This window comes from bacterium, assembly GCA_035549195.1.
Taxonomy (GTDB): domain Bacteria; phylum Oederibacteriota; class Muellerivitia; order Muellerivitales; family Muellerivitaceae; genus DASZRK01.
Genome location: DASZRK010000017.1, coordinates 327,842 through 345,377 on the forward strand (window position 1 = coordinate 327,842; position 17,536 = coordinate 345,377).

General features: G+C 64.8%; 12 protein-coding genes. 3 read left to right on the forward strand and 9 right to left on the reverse strand.

Features of this window, described 5'->3' with window-relative positions:
* Positions 1 to 3: 3 nt before the first annotated feature.
* Genes VHE12_04795 through VHE12_04805 form a run of 3 tightly spaced genes read right to left on the reverse strand, consistent with a single transcriptional unit; the run spans position 4 to position 3,409 of the window.
* The gene (locus VHE12_04795) at positions 4 to 1,602 is read right to left on the reverse strand and encodes a GMC oxidoreductase (GenBank protein HVZ80104.1); all 1,599 of its coding nucleotides are present in this window, start codon (positions 1,600 to 1,602) and stop codon (positions 4 to 6) included.
* On the reverse strand, positions 1,599 to 2,846 hold the full coding sequence (locus tag VHE12_04800) for a DegT/DnrJ/EryC1/StrS family aminotransferase (GenBank protein HVZ80105.1): 1,248 nt from the start codon (positions 2,844 to 2,846) through the stop codon (positions 1,599 to 1,601). The genes VHE12_04795 and VHE12_04800 overlap by 4 nt, the downstream gene beginning before the upstream one ends.
* Positions 2,843 to 3,409, reverse strand: a complete 567-nt coding sequence (locus tag VHE12_04805; GenBank protein ID HVZ80106.1) for a methyltransferase domain-containing protein — start codon at positions 3,407 to 3,409, stop codon at positions 2,843 to 2,845. The genes VHE12_04800 and VHE12_04805 overlap by 4 nt, the downstream gene beginning before the upstream one ends.
* Before the next feature lie 86 nt (positions 3,410 to 3,495).
* Between VHE12_04805 and rffA the strand changes: the two genes are divergently transcribed.
* From rffA to VHE12_04820, 3 genes are read left to right on the forward strand one after another with little or no spacing between them, the layout of a single operon-like run.
* Positions 3,496 to 4,638, forward strand: a complete 1,143-nt coding sequence (gene rffA / locus VHE12_04810) for a dTDP-4-amino-4,6-dideoxygalactose transaminase (protein HVZ80107.1) — start codon at positions 3,496 to 3,498, stop codon at positions 4,636 to 4,638.
* On the forward strand, positions 4,635 to 5,588 hold the full coding sequence (locus VHE12_04815) for a glycosyltransferase family 2 protein (GenBank protein HVZ80108.1): 954 nt from the start codon (positions 4,635 to 4,637) through the stop codon (positions 5,586 to 5,588). The genes rffA and VHE12_04815 overlap by 4 nt, the downstream gene beginning before the upstream one ends.
* Positions 5,560 to 6,333, forward strand: coding sequence for a sulfotransferase (locus tag VHE12_04820; GenBank protein HVZ80109.1), 774 nt, complete (start codon positions 5,560 to 5,562; stop codon positions 6,331 to 6,333). The genes VHE12_04815 and VHE12_04820 overlap by 29 nt, the downstream gene beginning before the upstream one ends.
* On the opposite strand, the gene VHE12_04825 is transcribed toward VHE12_04820, so the two are convergent.
* From VHE12_04825 to VHE12_04850, 6 genes are all read right to left on the reverse strand, one after another.
* Positions 6,330 to 6,689, reverse strand: coding sequence for a four helix bundle protein (locus VHE12_04825; protein ID HVZ80110.1), 360 nt, complete (start codon positions 6,687 to 6,689; stop codon positions 6,330 to 6,332). The genes VHE12_04820 and VHE12_04825 overlap by 4 nt on opposite strands.
* Before the next feature lie 44 nt (positions 6,690 to 6,733).
* On the reverse strand, positions 6,734 to 8,869 hold the full coding sequence (locus VHE12_04830; protein HVZ80111.1) for a glycosyltransferase family 39 protein: 2,136 nt from the start codon (positions 8,867 to 8,869) through the stop codon (positions 6,734 to 6,736).
* Positions 8,866 to 11,160 carry a hypothetical protein gene (locus tag VHE12_04835; protein ID HVZ80112.1) on the reverse strand — a complete coding sequence of 765 codons (2,295 nt, stop codon included), beginning with the start codon at positions 11,158 to 11,160 and terminating at the stop codon, positions 8,866 to 8,868. Before VHE12_04835 ends, VHE12_04830 begins: the two co-directional genes overlap by 4 nt.
* A gap of 66 nt (positions 11,161 to 11,226) precedes the next feature.
* Complete coding sequence (locus VHE12_04840; GenBank protein ID HVZ80113.1) at positions 11,227 to 13,362, reverse strand: glycosyltransferase family 39 protein; 2,136 nt, start codon at positions 13,360 to 13,362, stop codon at positions 11,227 to 11,229.
* Positions 13,359 to 15,464 carry a glycosyltransferase family 39 protein gene (locus tag VHE12_04845; GenBank protein ID HVZ80114.1) on the reverse strand — a complete coding sequence of 702 codons (2,106 nt, stop codon included), beginning with the start codon at positions 15,462 to 15,464 and terminating at the stop codon, positions 13,359 to 13,361. The genes VHE12_04840 and VHE12_04845 overlap by 4 nt, the downstream gene beginning before the upstream one ends.
* On the reverse strand, positions 15,461 to 17,506 hold the full coding sequence (locus VHE12_04850) for a hypothetical protein (protein HVZ80115.1): 2,046 nt from the start codon (positions 17,504 to 17,506) through the stop codon (positions 15,461 to 15,463). The genes VHE12_04845 and VHE12_04850 overlap by 4 nt, the downstream gene beginning before the upstream one ends.
* Positions 17,507 to 17,536 lie beyond the last annotated feature (30 nt).

Here is a 17,536-nt window from a genome sequence, read left to right on the forward strand (position 1 = left end):
GGGTCAGTCCTTTCCGAAAGCTTGGTCGGCGATGCGGTAGGCGTTGCCCATGAGCAGGAGCCCGATGGTGGTGCCCGGAAGGGACGGGAAGATGGACGAATCCACCACATGGATGTTCTCCCATCCGGCCACCCTTCCCAAGCGGTCCGTCCGGAAGCCGCGGGGTTCCCCTTCGGTCATGGGCATCGTGCCGCCCACGTGGTAGGAACCGCTGTTGAGGCGGGCCAGGGGAAAAAGGGGAAGGCACCCGATGCGGCCGAAGACGCCCAAAAGCCGCCAGACGGTGGCCCCCAGCACGCCGAAGGAGGGCCACTTTTTCACGTGCCGGGAGACCAGGGTCGCCGGTTTCCCGTCGCCCTGCAGGGGCTCCAAGGACATCTCGTAGGTCCCCGAGTGGTCCGAGTGGTAATTAACGAACAAAAGGAAGAGGTGGCGGGAAAGGAAGCGCTTCAGGGCGGTCCAGGGCCCCTTCGCGTTCCCCAGGAGCCCCAGTTTTTTCAGGACCAATTCGTTCTCGGTGGAGACCTGCACATGGACCCAGTGCTTCAGGCCCCCGCCCTTGAGGTCGAGGAAGATCCCGGGTTCGGTGTTGCAGTCGGGCCATTGGGCCGGCAGGCCTTTCAGGCTCAAGGCCGGGAGCACGAAACCGCCCCGGGTTCGAAGGCGCATGGACGCGCCGAAATTCCCCTTCGAGGCCGCCACCAGGCGGGTGCTGTTCACCGCGCCCGCGGCCAGGAAGATCCGGTCGAAGGGTTCGGTCCGGACCGCGCCCTGGGCGTTCCGGTAGGTGACCAGGGCCTTCCCGCCTTCCTCCGCCAAACCTTCCACCAGGCAACCGGGGACATAATCCAGCTTGCCCTCTTTTTGGAGCCGGAGGATCTCGTCACCCGCCCGGAAGATGGAGCCATAGACGCAACCCGACATGCAGTGGCCGCAGTAGCGGCAAGCCTTCTCCCCTTGCGCCTGGATGAGCTGGCGGGCCCGTCCGAAGACGGTCCTACCCTTTTGAAGCAGGCCGGTCCGTCCCAAGGCCTCCAGCAAGGACCGACCCGCCACGCCCAAGCGCAGGGTCCCGGTGCCGGGGGAAAGGAGGGGGAAATCCAGGCTCAATCCGTCGTCCTCGGCCGAATAAGGAAGCCCCTCGAGCGCTTTCGCGCCGTAGGCGGCCAGTTCCCCGGCTTCGACGGGCCATCCTTCCAGGTCGCAAGCCTGCGGGGGAAGCACCGCTGCGCCCCAACCCGCGCTCAATCCCCCCAGGGCGTAGCTGAAGGGAGGCATGGTGTCCTTGGACTTGACCGGCGCCCCGGCCAAGCTACGGCCGTAGAAATACTCGGACCCGAATTCCCGCTTCTTGGGGATCCCGGACCCGTCCTTTGGGGTCCCGTCGGGCGTGAGCCAAACGCGCTGTTCGGGGGTCCATTGGGAAGGCTCCACGGCGGCCATTTGGGCGGCCTTTTCCTCCCGGTCCTTCTCCAGGCGTTCGCCACGGTCCAGGACCACGGGTTTGATCCCTCGCGCGATCAATCCCTTCACGGCCCCGAGCGCCGCCAGGCCGCTGCCGATGACCGCCACCCGGAGGGTCCCTTCCATGTTGGCGTTCATGACCGATCCTTGAAAAGGGACCGGACGGCCCCGGCGATGCGTTCCATGTCCTCATCGGTCAAATGCGGGAAGCAGGGAATGAAGAGGCCGTGGTGATAGAGCCTCTCGGCCTCGGGCATGGGGGCGGCGTTGGGATAGTCGGGGAGGTCACTGATGAGTTCCAGGCTGGAGGTGGCCGAGTCGATGCCTTCCCGGGCCAGGGCCCGTTGGGCGGCGCGGGCGTCGGGGACGGGCAGGATGAGCTGCCAATAGACGTTGCGGGAAACGGGCGTGGTCGCCGGGAAGGGCGCCCCGGGGCAATGGCGTTTGAGGAAGTCCACGTGGGCTACGCGCGAGCGATCAATGGCCTCCACCCAGGGAAGGCGCTCCTTCCCGATGCGGGCCTGGAGCGACGTGTAACGCCGGAACCAAAGGTCGGGCAGGGCCTTCAGACGGCCTTTGGCGCGGTGGCCCGTTTGCTTGAGGGCGGCTTCCGGGTCCTTCCATTCCAGCAAACGCAGGAAGGGGAAGGTGAAGATCGAGAAGAAGGGCTGGGTGGTGGCGAGGTTCCGGACCAGATTGGTCCAGGCCTTCCGGACGAGCCATCCCCGGCTGGGCGGCGCGAGGCCTTCCTGCGCCCGCCGCAACTTCGCGGCCAGGGCGTCGTCGTCGGTGACGGCCATGCCGCCGCCCAAGGTGTCGAGGGTCTTGATGGAGGAGGAACTATAGACCGAAAGGTCGCCGAAAGTGCCGACCTTCCGTTCGCTCAGGCGTCCGTTGAGGCATTGGGAAAAATCCTCGATGACGAAGAGGCCCCGCCCCTTCAGGAAGGCGCAAAGGTCCTCCAGGTCGGGTACCAGGCCGAAGAGCGGGGTCACCAGGGCCACCCGCACCTGGGGCCCGAGTTTTTCCTCCAAGCCTTCCCGGCGGAAGCAGGCAGTGGCGGGGTCCAGGTCCGCGTAGACGGGGACCAGGCCGAGGTCCACCACCGCGTCCAGGATGCCCTTGATGGTGATGGGGGGCATGAGGACCTGGGAACCCTCGGGAAGGTCCAGGGTCTTCAGGGCCGCATGGATGGCGGTGCGGGCGAAGGGGAAGGCCACCGCGTGACGCCGGCCGATGTAGCCCGTGAAGGTCCTTTCCCAATCCTCCACCCGGTCCTTTTCCTCCAGTGGCGCCAAGAGGGAAAGGAAGAGGTAACGGAAGCTTTGGGAAAGGGAATGGTAGATGACCCCGCGGGGGATCTTTTTACGCAAAGGGTTCATCGGAACTCCAGGGAGTAGGCGTCGGCCAGGCCCAGGACGCCGCGGTGCCCCAGGATGCGGCCATATTCCTGAAGGACGGCCAGTTCCCTCATGGGCGCGAGCCGGGCGGCGGCGTGGGCTTGGGGGCGGCCCAAAAGGACCATGCCCATTTTGTTGAGAAAACCCCGGCGGCTGATGCCCACCACCAGGCGGGGTCGAGGGGACCGCCCCTTCAGTTCCTCCAGCAGGGACCGGAGGTCCCCTTCCTGGAACGAGTAGAAGACCTCGTTGGCCACCAGCACGTCGAAAGGAACGGCCCGCCAGTCGGGCACCTCGGTCAGGTCGGGACGGATGTCATAGCCTGTGACCAGGGCCCCAGGGAGGAGTTTTTTCAGTTCGCCCCCGCCACAGCCGAAATCGAGGATCCGCAGGCCCGGCCTGTGAAGCTCCCCCACCCGGATGACCGCGCGAAGAAGGCTCCGGAAATAGAGTTGGGAGAGGCCGGAATAAAGGGTCACGCCCCATTTTAGGGGCGGGCCGATAGGACGGGAAAGCCCGTCCACCGGGCTCTTTTGGATGGGCAAGGCCTTGGGAAGGCGTTATCTTGGAAAGCACCGGCCTTTCCAGATCCCCTGAGGCCACGAGGAGAGAACGCCCCCCGGCTGGCCCCATGAACGCTCCCATCCCTTTCCATCAACCGATCCTGGCCGGGAACGAACTTCGTTACGTCGAGGAGTCCCTGAAGAGCGGCCGGTTGGCCGCTTCCGGCCCCTTCTCCAAGAAGGCTTCCACCTTTCTGAGGGAGCAACTGGGAGCCGCCGAGGTCTTCCTGACCACCTCCTGCACCGACGCCCTGGAAATGGGCGTCCTTCTGCTCGGCCTGGAGCCCGGGGACATCGCCATCCTGCCTTCCTTCACCTTCGTTTCCACCGCCCTGGCCCTGGTGCGCCGGGGGGTGAAACTCATCTTTGCCGACATCGAGCGGGAGACCTTCGGCCTGGACCCGGCCCATGTGGCAGAACTCCTCGACGACAAGGTCAAGGTGATCGTGCCGGTCCATTACGCCGGGGTGGCCTGCGACCTGGCGGGGATCGAGAAGGTCCTTGGGGGACGCCCCATCGACCTGATGGAGGACAACGCCCAGGGCCTCTTCGCCTCCTATCAAGGCAAGCCCCTGGGGAGCCGGGGACGGATCTCGGCCCTGAGCTTCCATGAGACCAAGAACCTCACCTGTGGCGAGGGCGGGGCCCTGGTGGTCAACCGGACCGCCGATCTGGACCGCGCCCACCTGCTTTACGACAAGGGGACCAACCGCCGGGCCTTCCAATTGGGCCAGGTGGACAAGTATTCCTGGGTGGATGAAGGCTCTTCCTTCGGGCTCTCGGACCTTTTGGCCGCGGCCCTTTGGGCCCAGTTGGAACAGCGGGACGCCATCCAATCCCGGCGCAAGACCCTCTGGGGTCTCTACCACTCGCTTTTGACACCCGCGGCGGCCCGGCTGGGCTTCCAGGTGCCCCGTGTACCGCCGGACCGGGAACAGCCTTATCATATGTACTACGTGTTGCTGAAGGACCGTTCGGAACGGGACCGGGTCCTGAAGGCCCTGGGAGACCAGGGCATCCAAGCCACCTTCCACTACACCCCGCTGCATTCGGCGCCGGGTGCCAAGAAGCACCTGGCCCGTCCCACCGATTGCCCGGTCACCGAGGAAGTGAGCGGGAGGCTGCTGCGCCTTCCCTTCCACAACGCCCTCACCGACGACCAGGTCCGCCGGGTCGCCGCCACCTTCCTGGAGGCCTTGGAGAGACCATGAACCTGAAGCCCCCCCGTTCCCGCCGGACGAAATACTCGGTGGTCATCCCGGTCTTCAACAGCGCATCCCTGGTGGGCGAGACGGTGGACCGCACGGCCGCTTTCCTCAAGTCCCAGGGACTCGACTACGAGATCATCCTCGTCAACGATGGGAGCCGGGACGGAAGCTGGGACGTCATCCGTTCGAAGGCGTTGGCCAACCCGCGCCTCAAGGCCATCAACCTGCTGCGCAACTACGGCCAGCACAACGCCAACCTCTGCGGTTTCCGCCACACCAAGGGCGACTACGTCATCACCATGGACGATGACGGCCAGAACCCGCCCGAGGAGATCGCCAAGCTGGTGCGCAAGGCCGCCGAAGGCCACGACCTGGTCTTCGGGAAATTCAAGACCAAGGCCGCCCCCTTTTACCGGGCCTGGGGAAGCCGTGCCATCGGGCTCCTGAACCGCCGTGTCTTCCACCAGCCCCGGGACCTGACGGTGAGCAACTTCCGCATCCTGCGGCGGGACGTGGTGGACCGCATCTGCGCCTACCGGGCGGCCTTTCCCTATATCACGGGACTGGCCTTGATGAATTCGAAGGACCGGGCCAACGTGGAGGTCCGGCACGAACCCCGACGCGTGGGCAAGAGCAACTATTCGGCGCTCCGCATCGCCAAACTGGTCATGACCATCCTCTTCAGCTATTCCAGTTTTCCGCTGAGGTTCCTGGCGGGCGTGGGGCTGGCGGTGTCCGTGGGAAGCTTCCTGACCGGGCTGGTCTTCCTGGCCCAGGGGCTCCGCCACGAGGTGCAGGTGCCCGGCTGGACCACGGTGGTGGTGCTGCTGTCCTTCCTCAACGGCATGACCATCCTGATGCTCTCCATGCTGGGGGAATACGTGGTGCGCATCCTCAACCAGTCCTCCAACATCGAGACCTACAATGTCACCGACGTCGTCACCGCCCCCTAAGGGCGGGCGGTTCTTCATCATCGGCGCCCAGCGCTGCGGCACCACCTATCTCTATGAAATGATGGAGGGGCACCCCCAAGTGCGGCTGGCCCGGCCCAAGCGTCCCGAGCCCAAGTGGTTCCTGGACCAGGCCAAGGCGGCGTTGGGGCCCCAAGCCTGGGAGAAGGAACTCTTTCCGGACGGACCGGGACCCTGGTCGGGCGAGAAGGGGACCAGCTACCTGGAGCACCCCGAGGCGGCGTCCGCCATCCTCTCCGTTCTTCCCGAAGCCCGCTTCCTGGCGATCCTGCGCGAACCCGTCGCCCGGGCGGTCTCCAATTACCGCTTCAGCAAGGACAACGGGGTGGAGACGCTCCCCTTGGAGAAGGCCCTGGATCCCGAACGCCCGGCCCGGGACTATGACCGCTCCCGCTTTTCCGCTTCCCCTTTCGCCTACCTGGAGCGGGGCCGCTACGTGGAATACCTGGAAGCTTGGGCCGCGAAGGTGCCGAAGGGCCGTTTGCACGTGCTCCTCTTCGAGGAACTCACCGGAGGGGATGGGGCCTTGAACGGGGTTTGGTCCTTCCTGGGGCTCCCGCCCCACCGGCCGAAGGACCTGGGACGGATCGTGAACGCCGCGCAGGAGCCCATGCCGGAGATCCCGCCGGGACTGTTGAAAGGATTGAGGGACCATTTCGAGGAGCCCAACCGGCGGTTGGAAAAATTCCTGGGAAGGCCGCTGGACGCCTGGAAGGCCCGGCCCTAGCGGGAACTGGCCTTCTTCCACTGTTCCAGATAGCGGTCGATGAGGGTGAGGCGCTTGGCCCAGCGTTCCTGCAGCTCGGCCGAGAGAAGGTTCTTCTTCAGGGCCAGGCTCATCAAGGGCACGCACTCGTGGGCCAGGGACGTGGCCTCCTCCAGCAGTTTTTCCGTACGGGCCTGGCTGGCGGATTTTTTCGCCCCGGCCACCGCCTGGGAAAGGGCGTGGACCTGGCGCTTGAGCCGCGACACAGCCTCGTGCTTCAAGGCCCAGGGCAGGTTCTGGTAGGTCTTGTTGATCTCCCCCGCCAGGTCGTCGCAGAGGGCGTTCACGTCCACTTCCATGAAATCCGAATGGGCCATGGGGCCATTCTAACCGGACCGGGGGCCGCCGGGGAGGGGGCCGGTCAACGCCCTGGGACGGGCGCCCCTTCCGTTTCCAGGCGGCGCTGAAGGTCCGCCTTACGGTGGAGGATCTTCCATTGGGCGGGGCTCCAGCAGGGAACGCCATGGGCCTCGGCCTGACGATAGGCGCCTTCGGCGGTGATGAAATCCAGGTGGTAACGGGCCAGTTCGCCCAATTCGCGGAACTCATCCCCTCGACCCCAGCCCCTTTCCAAACTGGCCAGGACCCCGCCCAAGTCACCGTCCCGAAGGAAGCTGACGGCCCGCATGTGCCCCCAACGGCTTTCCAGGAAAGGAATGCCCACGGCCAGGTCCTGCCTGTCCTGCAGGAGGGAACGGACCCGCTCCCGGGTCCGTGGCGAGGGAAAGCAAAGACTTTCGTAAAGCATTCGATCGAGAAAGGCATTCGCTTCCAGGAACCGATGGGCCTGGGCCCGGGCCGCCCCTTCCAGATCCACGACCTCCATCCAATAGGAGACGCCTTCCTGGACCGGGTAGAGGGGTGGGCCCAGCCGATACCAGGAACCTTTGGGGAATGTCCGGCCCAAGAGCGGGACCTCGGGCGTTTCAGCGAAAAAAGCGGCCCATCGGGCTTGGTCCGGGCCTAGGGCCGGATTGCGCCCCGCATCGAAGGGGAAGCAAGCCACCTCCAGACTTTGTTCCTTGGGGTCCTTTTCCAGGGAGGCGGGGAATCCGTTCAGGACCCATCCGGGACCGTGCTCCCGTTGGAAGGCCTCCAGGATGCGGTAGGCCTCGAAGCAGGGACGTTGTTTTGCGTATCGGTCCCAAAGCCCCGGATTTTTTTCCCAGAAGGCCGGATAGGCCACGGTCAAGTGGTAAAGATCCAGGGCCAGGGAAGGCAAGGCAAGGGCCAGCAGAAGGGCCCATCGCCGATGACCCTTCCACGATCCCGAAAGGAGCCAAAGGCCCCGGGCGGCCAACAAAAGGACCAGGGGCATCAGGCATCCCAGACGGAACATCTCCAGGTTGGATGTCAGGAAAGCGGGCAGCAGGAAGACCGTGCCGGCGAAAGCCATCCAACGGGCCCAGGCCCGCCGTGGATCCCCGAGACACTCGAGCAGGCCCAAAAAAAATGCCGAAGCGAGCAGGGGATTCAAGAAGCCCCCCCAAAAGGGCCGATAGGAGAAAGTGCCCAAAGCCGGATCGCTCCCCCAAAAGATCGCGCCCAGGTAGGAGCCCAAGACCCTTGCATAATGCGACCACGAGAAGCCGTCCTGGAAAGCCCAGATGCTGGCCAAGTAATCCTCCCGGGGAAGGGCAAGGTGGGCCTCAGCCAGGGGAAGGGCGATCAGCCCCGCGGGAAGGGCCAAGGCCAGGAAGCGGGGAAGCCGTTCCCGGCGCGGGACCGTCCGAAGACGCCCAAGGAGCGTTCCCCCGATCACGGCCCCGATCAGAAGGCCTTGGTTCCAAAAAAGGTAGAGCCCTCCCGCCAGGGCCGCGCCGGCCAGGGCCCAGGTCCATGGCCGTCCTTTGAGGGCGACCCCCAGCAGGGCCAGGCCAAGGAGTTCCCAAAGGGGGAGCCAAGTGGCGGGTACGTTGAAGCGGCCCAGGTAAAAGGGCCAAAAGGAAAGGCCGACCAATGAAGCGGCGAGGAAGGCGAAAGGTGCCGGGAAGAAGACCCGGGCGGCCCCATACGCCATCGGTACCGCCGCCAGGGAGACCAGGGCGGGAAGGGCCCAAAGATGGGCGAGGGAAGGCGGGAAGATCCGGTAAAAGAGGGCTTGGATCCAATAGGAAGCCGGGGAAACATGATCGAAGGAGAAGAGGAGGTTCCACCGCCATTCATGGTCCAGTTGGCAGGCGAAAAAACTCCCGGTCCCTTCATCGGTCAGGGGCCAGAGGGAGAGCGAGTCGAGGCGGTAGAACCGAATGGCCGCGGAGGCCAGCAGGAGCGGGATCCAGGCCCAAACGGCAGGGGCCGGGCCTTTGTCCCTCCCGGAGAGGCGGACCCAACCCTTCGGGACCCGGCCCAGAAGGATCATCACGGACAGGAGACCCGCCACCATCTTCCAGGGGAATGGAAAAGGAACACAGGACAAGAAGGCATTGCCCAGGACGAGGATCAGGAACAAGAGACCTAAAGACCGGGAGTTCGGGACCCGGGCCCGTGGGTTCATGGCCGGGCCTTCCTGGGTCCATGTCTCCAACGTATCAGCAGAAGGAAGGACCCGAAGGCCGCGGCTATCAAGGTGATCCCGGCGCCCAGGCGGAAGGAATTGGGCTCGTAGGAGAACAAGAAGTGGTGGTAGCCGGCGCCCAAAGGGACCGCCCGGAAAAGATAATCCCCGGGTTGGATCGAATAGGACCGTTGGGAGCTGTCGGGAAAGGCCTTCGCGCGCCAGCCGGGGAGGAGGTTGTCGGTCATGAGGAGCATCCGGGGACGGTCCGTCGCGGCCCGAACCTCGATGTGGTCCGGATCCCACTCCTTCCATTCCAGGCGCCCCGGGTCCTTCCCCGGCCGGGGTGCGGGATCGGGCGGCGATTCGAGCAGGACCTCGGAGCCGGGCTGGAAGCGGGGATCGGTCAATGCGGCCAACAAACCCTCGTCCCCTACGACTTCCCGCCATTGGTCCAAAAGCAGCATCCGGGGGAAGGAGGGAAAGGGGACCGGGATGACCTTGAAGCCGCCCTTGAGGTCGCTCACGAGGCATTGGAGGCGGAGCAGCCGGTAACAGGGCGGGAACTGGAACAGGACCGGGACGGAAGGGTGCACCGCGCTCAGGGGCAAGCCCTGGGAATAGGCGATGAAATAGCCGTAGCGCCGGGGAAGGACCGGATCGTCCCCGAGGATGTCGGGTATCCCTAAGGCCAGGGCCCGGTCATCGTGGTCGATCCAATAGATCCGGGAGGCTTCCGGCCTGTCCTTCATGGCCTTTTGGACGAGGGCGCTTTGTTCCTGGATCCCTTGGCGGTCGAAGGTCGGCCGGTGGGAAAAGGCGAAAAGGAACAGTTCGGCCGCCGCCGCGAGCGGAAGGGCGAAACGCCACCGGGGGAGATGACAGCCCGCCAAAGCCAGCAGGGCACCCAGGGCCAGGAAGATCGAAAGCTTGGCCAGGGCGACCACGCGGACAGCGGATCTTTGGGCTTCCCACTGGTCCATCAGTTCCCGATGGATGGCCTGTAGCCCGTTGAGATGCCAGGCCTTGGAAAGTCCGAGGCCCGAGTGCCACGCCAGGAAAAGGGCCGTGGCCAGGGCCAGGAGGGACAGGGCCAGTGCGGTCGGAAAGAGCTTCTTTTCCTCCGGCCGGGGCCGGGACCAGGATTCGACCCCGAAAGCGGTGAGGAAACAGAGCCCCAAATGGATGAAGATCCCGAACTTATAGGTCCCCCGGAAGAACCGGAAGAAAGGAAGATGATCGTAAAGGAAAGGATAGAGCGGGGTGTAGGACCCCAAGGCCAGCAGGACGGGCACCAGGAGCAACGACCCGATGCGGATGGAGCGGCCCGAACGGTCGGTCATCACCCCGTAGAGGGCCAGAAGGAAGGAACCGCCTCCCAGGAACAAGGAGGCCTCCCACCAGATGGCCCGGTCGCCCCAGCCGAAAAGGGGAGGATCCCCGGAACTCAAGCCGGGGGACAGGAAGCTCAGGAGGTTCAGGGGTTCCAAGGAGAACTCTTTTTGGGAAAGCCCTGAAAGGGGAATGTCCCGGAGGCTTTCCAAGCCGGCTTCCGATCCCGGGAGCCATTGGATCGCGGTCAAGGCCAGGGCGCCGCCCAGGGCGGCCAGGAGCCCCCCGGCCCTTTTCCAACGGCCCGAGGGCGACAAGGCCATGCGGACCAGGCCGTAGAGCCCGGCGCAAAGGACCGTATAGAAGAAATACTGGATGTGACCGGAAAGCAGTTGAAGGGCCAAGGCGGCCGTGGCGCCCAGGATCCTTTTCCTGTCGGGCCCTTCCACGGCCAAGGCTTCCGTCCGTTCGAAAACCAAGGGGATCCAAGCCATGGTGCAGAGGTTGGGAAGATGGCCCGGGTAAAGATGCAGGAAGAAAGCCCCTCCCAGCAGGAAGGTGGCCGCTCCCGATAGCCGGGCACCCATTCCCAGGGGATAACGGCCCAGCCAACGATGGAGGAAATAGCCGGCCAGGAAGAAATGAAGGGCGATGGAAAGGTTGAGGGCGGGAGCCAGGGGCAGGACAAGGAAAAGCCAATTGGGCGGGTAAAGAAGGGCCGATTGGAAACCGGCGAAGAAGGGGCTACCCCCGAAAATGTAGGGATCCCATAGGGGCAGGATGCCTTTTTTCATCATCGAAGCGCCGAATCCACGCCAGGCGTAGAACTGGTCGGCCAGGTCCCCCTGCAGCGAGGAAAGGATCCGATCCTGGGCGGGGGAAAAAAGCACATCGCCGAAAAGGAACAGGACCAGGGCCAGCAGGATCCCGGCGGCCAGGGCCTCGGCACGAAGGTCCATAGGTTCCAGGACCGATGAGTGGGACGGCCGAGAAGGGCGATGGGGGAGGCGGGACATTCCCCTATTCTACCGAGCGGTCCCCGGACTTTGCTCCTTTTCCGGGACGGAGCCCGGAGGCGGAGAGCCGCGCCGTAACCGGTCGAGCAATCCGGGCGGGGGCTTGAAGAGGGGATCGAGGCGCCCGGCTTCCAGGAAATTCCCGCAGGCCTTCTTGTATTCGCCGCCCTTCACCTGCAGCACGGCGAGGCGGTGCAACAACGCGGCGCGCCGGAGGCCGGAGCGAAGGGTCCTTTCCAGGGTCCCACGGGCGGCCCCGGCCTGTCCGGCCTCCAGTTCGAAGGCGGCCAATTGGTCCCCATAGACCGAGACCTTCCAAGGATCGTCCTGGAAATAGGTCCGCCCCTCCCGCAAGGCCTCCAGCACCATGGTCCGGTCCCCCTGGGCGGGCCGGTTCAATTCCTGGAAAGAGGCTTCCCGCAGGCAGCGTTCTGCGGCGATCCATGACGCCAGGGAGGTCCGCTCGCCTCCGCCGACCCGCACCAGGCGTAGCCGCAAATGGTGGACCCATTGGAGTCCCTCCGAAAGGTCCTCGGGCCAGGGCCCCAGGTCCGCCGCCGAGGATCGGGGAAAGCGCCGGGAAAGGTAGGTGTCCTCATCGTCCCATTGGAAGAAGGCCATCCACCGCACCTGGGCGGGATCCAAAGCCGGATTCCCGCAGGCGTCGAAGGGATAGGCCGCCACGGCCAGGGTCCGGTCGTTGGAGGCGATCCGGTCGGCGAAGAGGACGGCGCCGGGACCCTGCTCCTTCGCCAGGGGCGCCAGGGCCTGGTAGGCCTCGTAAAAGGGATAGGTCTTGAAGTTCTTCGCCCAATCCCCCGTATTTCCCCAGGCGGAAGGATAGACCTTGAAAAGGTGGAAGGCGGAGAGACTTGTGATGGCCAAAAGAAGGGCGGCCAGGAGCCAGGGCCTTTGAACGGCCGGGCGGCCGGCCAAAAGCACCGAAGCCCCCCGGGCCGCGGCCACGAGCAGGAGGGGAAGCAGGGGGATGATCCGGAAGGTCTCCAGGTCGTGGGTGAGCAGGCCGGGCAAGAGGAAGATCGGGATGCCCAGGAGCACCCAAAGGGCCAGGCCACGGCGTTCGCGGAGCATTCCGGCCAGCCCTAAAAGCGCGAGTGCGCCGGTCAGGGGATCGAGCAATCCACCCCAATAGGGTTTGTAGGCGAAGTAGTCCAGATGAAGTCCCCAGAGAAGGGCGTCCAGATAGAGGCCCATGGAGTGGAAAGGTCCGCCGCTCCCGGCGGTCGGTGCCGTGAGGTCATGAAGGTAATCGCCATAGGACGAGCGCAGGACGGCGAGAAACAACGGGAATGGGATCAAAAGGACGGGCAGCAGGAAACCCGCAAGGATCGGCGTCCTGGGCTCGCGGGAAGGAAGACCCCGCAGGATCTTGAGGAAGGCCAAGGCCGTGAGGAGCGCCACGCCGGGCCAGTGCAGGTGGGTGTAGAAACCCGAACCTACGACCCCGCCCAAGAGCAGGGCGCGGGAAATTCCCGGGCGCCGTTGGAAGAAGGCGAGGGCGACCCAGGCCAAAAGTTCCCAGACCAGCACCAGCAGGCCTTCCACGGTGAAATGTCCCGCATAGAGGGGCCAGAAGCCCAACGCGCCGAAGGCCGCGGCCAGGAAGGCTTGTGATCGGCCCAGGGCCAGGCGGGCCGCCAGGGCTCCCAGTCCCAGGGCCGCCAGCGACAGCACCAGCGCGAAACCGCCGATGGCCGGGAGGGAGGGGGGAACGAGACGAAGGAAAAGGGAGAAGAGCCAGTAAAAGAGAGGGGGCAGCTGGTTGTATCCATAAAGAAGTTTCCAGTCCCAATGAAGGTCCTGCCGCAGGGCGAAATAGGCGGTGCGGCCTTCATCCAGGTTGGGCCAGGGAGAGAGGTCGCCCGAGCCGTGGAGCCGCAGGAGCAGGCCGCTTAAGAACAGGGCACCCCAAGTCCCAAGGGGGATGGCCCGGAAGGGTTCCGGATCCTTGCGCCCTTTGTCGGTTGCCGGCGTCCGGCAACCGAAAAGGAAAATTCCCAGGACGCCGATCTCCAAAAGGACTTGGATGATGAAAGGGACCGGGACCCAGGCCCGAAAGGCCAGGAGGGCGGCCAGTCCGAGGAAGATCCATTCGGTCCTAAGGGTCCGGTGGGAAAGGGTCATGGGGCGGCTCCGCCGGTCTTGGCCCCGCCCAGGTCGCGGAGGCGTTGGGCCGCGTCGGTCAGGTCCAGCGGCGCGCGACGGGCCTTTTGGAAGAGGGCTTTCGCCTCGGCTGGGCGGCCCTGGAGCATTTCCAGCACGCCTCCCTCCCGCAAAAGATGGGCGGCGGGGTAGCCTTCCCGCGCGGCCCTTTCCAGGTCCTGGACGGCTTCGGTCCATCCGCCGGTCCCTCCCTTGACGCGGACGTCGGCCAATTTTTCCCAGTAGCAGGCCCGCAGATAAGGGTCGCCCTGGAAGGCGGGCTCGATCTTTTCAAGCGCCCGGATATCCCCTTCCATCGGATTTCCCATCACGTAGCAAAGATGCCGGTCCAGAAAAGGTTCCAGGGCCTGTTGGGCCTCGACCCAGTGCCGCAGGGTCCCCGCCGGGACCCCTTGGGTGGGAAAGAGGAACAGCATCCAGCCGCCGTCCCCCGAAGGGAGTTCCCGGGTGAGGGCATAGGCCCTGCCGGAAGGGAACCGCTTCTTAAGGAAGGGTTGGTAGTTCACGTTGGTCAGCACCGCCGCCCAACGGGCTTGGGACGCCTGGAGCCGCGGGTTCAAGACCGCGTTGTAGTCGAAGGTCGCCACCGCCAGGGACTGGTCGGGAAGCCCCCCGACGAAATCGGGAAAGATCAGGCCGGGTCCTTCGGCTTTCCGTTGTTCCTCCAGGAGGCCGAAGGCGTGGTAACGCCCGAAGGATTTGGTATAGGAGGACCAGGTCGGGGGGTCGTCCCAGACCCGGTGGAAAACGCCGAAGAGATGATGGCCGTCCAAGGCCAGGGAAGGAACGGCCAGGGCCAGCACCAGGACCAACGAACGCTTGGCGGGAAAACCCTGGGCCAGTATCCCGAGCCCCATCAGGCAGGTGAGGATGAGGAAGGGGACCATGGGAAAAAGCCGGAAGGTCTCCTGGTCCTGGGTGAGCAGCCCGGGCAGCAGCGAGACCAAAAGGCCGAAGATCACCCAGCGTTCCAAGGGTTCCTTCCGGCGCCGCGCCAGGCGCAGGCATCCCAGGAAGAAAAGGGAGGTGAGCACGGGGTTCAGGAAGCCGCCCCAGACCGGCTGGTAGGTATGAACGGCCGGGTCCATGCCCCAGAAGGGCGACGTGAGGCAGGAACTCCAGACGGCCCATTGCCGGGACCAGGAAAAACCAGGATGGGCCACGAAGAGATGGGCCAGGTAGCCGCCGAAATGGCCCCGCCAGGCGGCGATCCCCAGGGGCAGGGCGAGGATCAGGGCCGGCAACAGGGCCGCGCCAAGCAGTTGTCCGGAGGAAGAAGGGCGTTGTCGGCGTCCTTTCCAAAGATGAAGGGCGAAGGGAGGAAAGGTCACGGCCAGCACCACGGGCCAATGAAGATGGGTGTAACAACCCAGCCCCCAGGCGACGCCGAGCCCCCAGGCGGCTTTACGGCGCGCGCCGGCGTCCAAGGCGGTGAGAAAACGCCCCAGGAAATAGAAGGCCAAGAGCTCGGCGGGCAGGACCAGCCCGGTCATGAGGGCGAAGCGCCCCACGAAAAGGGGCCAGAAGGAAAGGGCTGTCAGCCCCGCGGCCAGGAAGGCGAAGGGCCGGGGGAAGAAGGTGCGCGCGGCCAGGTAGGCCAAGGGGACCGCGCTCAGCGAGACCAGCGCGGGGAAGGCCCAGAAGGCCGGGAGCGAACAGCCGAAGAGCTTGAAGAAGGCCGCCAGGCCCCAGATGAAAAGGGGCGGGGCCTGGCTGACGCCGTAGAGGAAGCGCGGCGCTTCGCCCGAAGCCAGGCGGAAAGCATCGAAGCCGTAGGAGGATTCGTCGAAATTGGGCCAGACCAACAGGGTCGTCAGTCCGGAAAATCGAGCGGCGACGGCCAGGAGACCCAGGAGGGCGAAGGCGATCCAGCCGGGCTGGAAACCGTCCTTTTTCCCCGCCGGGGCTTGCACCGGGAGGTCCCTTTGGCGAAAGGCCCAAAGCCAGGGGAGCAGAACCCCCAGGAGGAGTATCCCGATCTTCCAGCCGATGGAAAGGGGGACATAGGACAGCAAGCCATTGGCCATCCACAGGACCAGAAAGAGCGGGAAAGAATGTTTCATGGAGCCACCCCCTTCAAACGCGCCAGGTCCAGGGCGGCATGGGTGAGGTCGAGCGGGGCCCGATGGGCCGCCGCATAATCCCGCAGGGCGGATCGGGAGTCCCCGGCGAGTTCCTCATAGACCCCCCTGCGCCAGAGCAGGTTGGCCGCGGGGAAGGCTTCCGTCATCGCCCGGTCCAGGGCCTCCCGGGCGGAACGCGGGTCCCGGAAGCCCGAGGAACGGAAGACCAGGTCCGCGGATTTCTCCGCATAGACCGCCCTGAGGAAGGGATCCTCTTCGAAAGCGGAACGGACTTCCAGCAACGCGCGCAGTTGATAGGGCGGGTCCCATTGGGGATGGGGAGAGTCGGCTTGGGATGCTTCCATCCACCGTTGGAGCGCAGGCCGGTCCCTTTCTTCCACGGGAAAGACCCAAAGCATCGATCCGCCGTCGGGCCGGTCGAGGTCCTGCGACAAGGCATAGGCCTTCCCTTTGGGGAAACGCCGGAGGAGGAAAGGGCGGTAGTTGACGTTGGCCAGCACGGCGGCCCAGGAGGATTGGGCCGGGTCCAACCTGGGATTTTCCAGGGCGTTGAAAGGGCGATCCAGGACTTCCAGGCTCACATCGCAAAGGCCGGGCATGAAGCGGGTGAAGACCAGTCCGGGACCTTTTTGCGCCGCCAGGGCCGTAAGTCTTTCAAAGGCCCGGGACCTCTCGGGCGACCGGGAATAGGCTTTCCAGCCTTCGGGCCTTCGGCAGAACCCTCCATAGGCTGTTTGAAGATGGTATTGATCCAGGGCGGCGAAGGCCAAAGCGGAAAGGATGAGGGCCGCGAGCGCGCGTTTTTCGGGGAAAGAAGTGAGCCATCGTTCCCAACCCAGGGCGCCGAGCAGACCCAAGGGCGCCAGGACCGGCAGCACCCGGAAAGGCTCCAGGCTGTCCGTCGCCATCCCAGGAAGAAGGAAAAGGACCAAGGCGCAAAGGGTCCAAAGGCCCAGGGAATCCTTCCGCGTCCGGAGCGTTCCGATCCCCAGCAGGACAAAGGAGGATAGGACCGGGTCCAGGAACCCGCCCCAGACCGGACGGTAGGGACCTTGGGCCGGGTCCGTTCCCCAGAACAGGGTGGTCAGATAGGAAAGGGGAATGGAAAGGTCCGGGTGCGGCGAATGCCAGGCCCCCGCTTGGGTGTAGGTCCGCCAGGCCTCCATCCAACCCGCCAGGAGCAAAGGCAGGAACAGGACCAAGGCGCCGCCGAGGAACCACAGGGCGGGTCCCAGGTCCCGGCGTTTTGGGGCCGACCAGATCACGAAAAGCGTGCAGGCGCCCAAGAAACCAATGGGCCCGCAGGAAATGAAGATATAAAGCCCGGAAACGGTGGCCATTCCCATCCCGAAAGCCGCCCATCCGGACAGTGCGCCTTTCCTTATATAAAGGCCCAAAAGTCCGAAGTAGGCGCATTCCCAAAGCGATACTGAAACCATTTGGTCGGCGAACCTCCCGATGAAAAGAGGCCAAAATCCAAAGGACAGGAAAAGGCAAGCCAAGAAAGAGAGGAAAGGTGGAAAGAATTGTCGGGCCGCCCAATAGCCGATCCCGACCGTCAAGGCGGACAGGAAGGCCGGATAGGCCCAGAGGGAGAAAAGCGACGGGCCGGCCGTCCGGAAAAGAAGGTCCAATCCCCAAAGGTGGGTGGTGGGGAAGTTCGAATCCAGGAAGAGCGGCCAGACCGCGGCCTCATGGAACTTAAGGGCCATCCATCCCCAAAGGGCGTCATCGTAACAGGGCCACACCGAGAGGGAATCCAAACGAAAAAAACGGAAAGCCAGCCCCAAGATCAAGACGACCATGACGGCCCATCCGGGAATATGGAAAGGGCCAGGCCCGGGCGCCGGGATGGGCCTTCGCCCATCCCAAAGGCAGGTGAGCCCCAGGCCCGAAAGGCCGACGATCCAGTGCCAGGGACCCAGGCCGGACCCGAAGGACAAGAGGGAATTGAAAAAGAGGAAGGACAGGAATGGCCCATGCAGGGAAAAGGGTTTGTTGGAGGAGGGCGCGGGTGCCATCGGGGCATTCTAGCCTATAAAGGACGGACC